A 2,938-nucleotide genomic window follows, 5' to 3' on the forward strand; every position below is an offset into this window, starting at 1 on the left:
GTTCTTATCCCCTTTTCCGTAAATGCCCGACCACATGAATCGTCCAAATTCATTATATACTTTTTCTACAATCGTTGGAATAATTGACATTTTTTAGAATGATGACCACATAGAGCTTCTTATAGGTATATTATTGGAACCTATGCAAAAAGTGGAGTATGCTTCGAATCCACTTTTTTTGTTTTTTAGAATTTGTATATAGTACAAAAAAACCTAGGACCAATCTAAATAGAGGATTGGGCCTAGGGCTTTACTTTACATTTATTATCTTAAATCATTATTAATCTTGCTTAATAACACCCTATTAGGATCTTGGCTCAGTTCCCACATCATGGCTCCGCCCAGCCCCATCGACTTAATATAAGAGGTTTTATATCCAATCGATTCGGTATCATCATAACTAATAAATTGAGAACCATTAAACAACCAAGGCACTTTGGAATCAGGCTCCCACAAACGAGTGAATGCGTTTTTGTTAAGATAACTTGACTCTATTTCTCCATAACTAAGAGCAGAACCTCCGCCCGTAAACGACTGATATAAACCATTGTTCGTATTAGTTACTTGGTTGTAGACTCTTCCGTAGAAGGGAATACCCATAATAAGTTTATTTGCAGGCACCCCACTATTGATATAACTCTGTACTGCATCTTGGACACTGAACTCTGAAAATCCAGACTCCGGGTCTCGATATAAAGGAGCATTCATTCCTGTCAAGGTATCCCAAGATCCATGAAAATCATATGTCATGAGCTGGATGTAATCAAGATACTGTTGAAGCAGGTTTAATTCCGTATTGGCAACATAGCCTTTATTTGCCCCTCCGGCTATCGTTAATAAATACGTTTTTCCATCCTTAATACTTTGAGCATTTAACGTTTCTCTGATTTTCTTGATTAAAAGTGTAAAATTTTGCTTATCCTCAGGCCGGTTACTATTCCCTGCTTCTCCTCCCGCTACTGGATATTCCCAATCCAAATCAATTCCATCAAATCCGTATTTCAGGATAAATTGCAGACAGCTTTCTGCAAAGATGGTTCGTGATTGTTCTGTTAAAGCAACATCTGAAAATTTGTCTGACCATGACCAGCCGCCCACTGAGATTATGGTTTTCAAATGTGGAAATTGTTGTTTAAGTTTTGTTAATTGATAAAAATTCCCTTTATAGGGCTGATCTGCTGTATCACCAGGAAATGATTGATCAATATCTGCCCAAGGGTCTCCCACCTCTATTTTTCCATCAGCAGAAATATTAGCAAATGCATAATTCAGGTGAGTGAGTTTACTAGCATCAATGTCTGTCACTTGATAATTCGAGTAGGTAGCCCAACCTGCAAAATAACCCACTGTTTTATATTCTGTAGGAACTTGAGTAACAGAATTATCTACTAGAATCGTCCTTGAAACTTTAGTTGTTTGATTTGCTGAATCGTAAACGACGACTTTTATTATTTGTTCTCCATCGGCCACCCATGGATCCGTAGCCCAACTGACATTATAAGGGGCAGTAGTTAGCGAGCGGATTAAATAGCTGCCATTATTACTATAAAACTCAACTTTGCTAATTCCTTTATCATCACTCGCATTTACTGACAAATTAACGGTTCCACTTACTGTCTTACCATCACTCCCAATGGGAGAAACTTGGATTTCACTGACTTGAGGAGGTTGGTCCAATGATGCCTTTGGATTCGTTGTAACCTGAATAGTATTACTGGCATTCGAAAGATTTCCTCGTGCATCCCTCGCTTTGATAAAAAAACGATAGGACGAATTCGGACTTAAATTGTTAGCCACGTATTGAGTGGAAGTAACATTTCCTATGTATCTATTATCTTGGTAAATGTCATAACCAGTAACGCCAATATTATCAGTGGATTGATTCCAAGCTAACGAAATGGATGTGTCTGTAATATTTGTTGCATGGAGATTAGTTGGTGAGGTTGGGGCTATTCGATCTGGTTTTGCAGCCTCAACGCTCGTGACATTTGCAAAACAACTAAATAATACAAAAAACACGAATAAAACTAATAATAATTTTCTAGATTGAAACTTCGGTTTCTGTGCAGCATTCATTCTCTCTCTCCATTCATCTTTTATTTTCATTTTAATATAAAGAATAGTCTGAAAAATAGAGACAATAGTAGTGATATAAGAATGTACCGCTAGTCGTTTATATTTAGATTTTTTCAACTTCCCCCTTACTTCTCTAAAAAACCATCTTACACACAAAAAAGCATAGTGTCCTGAATTGAACAACCTCAGACCAAATAAAAAGAAGTAGTTAATGGTGCCTGACACCAATGAACTACTTCCTTTTATCTAGCTTCACTTCGGCTTACATAAATGGCAGGACTAGGATTCCACCATCTATTTCCGAATTTCAATATAGCCTACATTAACCCGTTCGAAATTCCATAAAAGGATCAATACCTATCTTACCAAGGCTAAATTCTAATCTACAAAAACACCCCAACCATCAGAATAACCGCCATGTGGTTTACTTAAGTCATTTAATTTATTCTGAATTTTAATTAATTCACTATAATTTAATAGCATTCTTTTCGAGCAAGAACATGCCCACTCATCCGTTTCGTCGTCTTGCTCAAGGAAACAGTTGAATCCTTCTTCTTTTAATACCTGCGATAATTTTTCACCTGTTACTTGATCAGGCACAGCCACAAAAAATTCGACTGATTGTGGTTTTTTAAAATTCACTCCATCTTTATAAAGACTTCGTAAAGCCTCTCCATCCGCATCATTTGGAAATTTCATTGGTTTTTTCCTCCATATTCTAATTCATTCATGTTCATTATAATTCACTTATTTCTATTCCACTAACCAAAATTATCAATTTAACGCCTTGATTTAACATATTATTAACATCTTCTACATAGTCTCTAAAAATACGAATTATATAATGTGTATTGTACAATCC

Annotated in this window: 2 protein-coding genes; both read right to left on the reverse strand. The window is 36.1% G+C overall.

Features of this window, described 5'->3' with window-relative positions; genetic code table 11:
- Positions 1–264 precede the first annotated feature (264 nt).
- Positions 265–2,193: a glycosyl hydrolase family 18 protein gene (locus V7659_RS27860; protein ID WP_335543313.1), complete on the reverse strand. Its 1,929-nt coding sequence runs from the start codon at positions 2,191–2,193 to the stop codon at positions 265–267.
- A 261-nt stretch (positions 2,194–2,454) separates the two neighbouring features.
- Positions 2,455–2,775 carry a ribonuclease E inhibitor RraB gene (locus tag V7659_RS27865; protein WP_283873910.1) on the reverse strand — a complete coding sequence of 107 codons (321 nt, stop codon included), beginning with the start codon at positions 2,773–2,775 and terminating at the stop codon, positions 2,455–2,457.
- Positions 2,776–2,938 lie beyond the last annotated feature (163 nt).

This window comes from Neobacillus drentensis, from assembly GCF_036966985.1.
GTDB lineage: Bacteria > Bacillota > Bacilli > Bacillales > Cytobacillaceae > Neobacillus > Neobacillus drentensis_E.

Coding starts and splice junctions, on each gene's coding strand:
- V7659_RS27865 (WP_283873910.1), bottom strand. CDS start 2,775: ATGAAATTTCCAAATGATGCGGATGGAGAGGCTTTACGAAGTCTTTAT.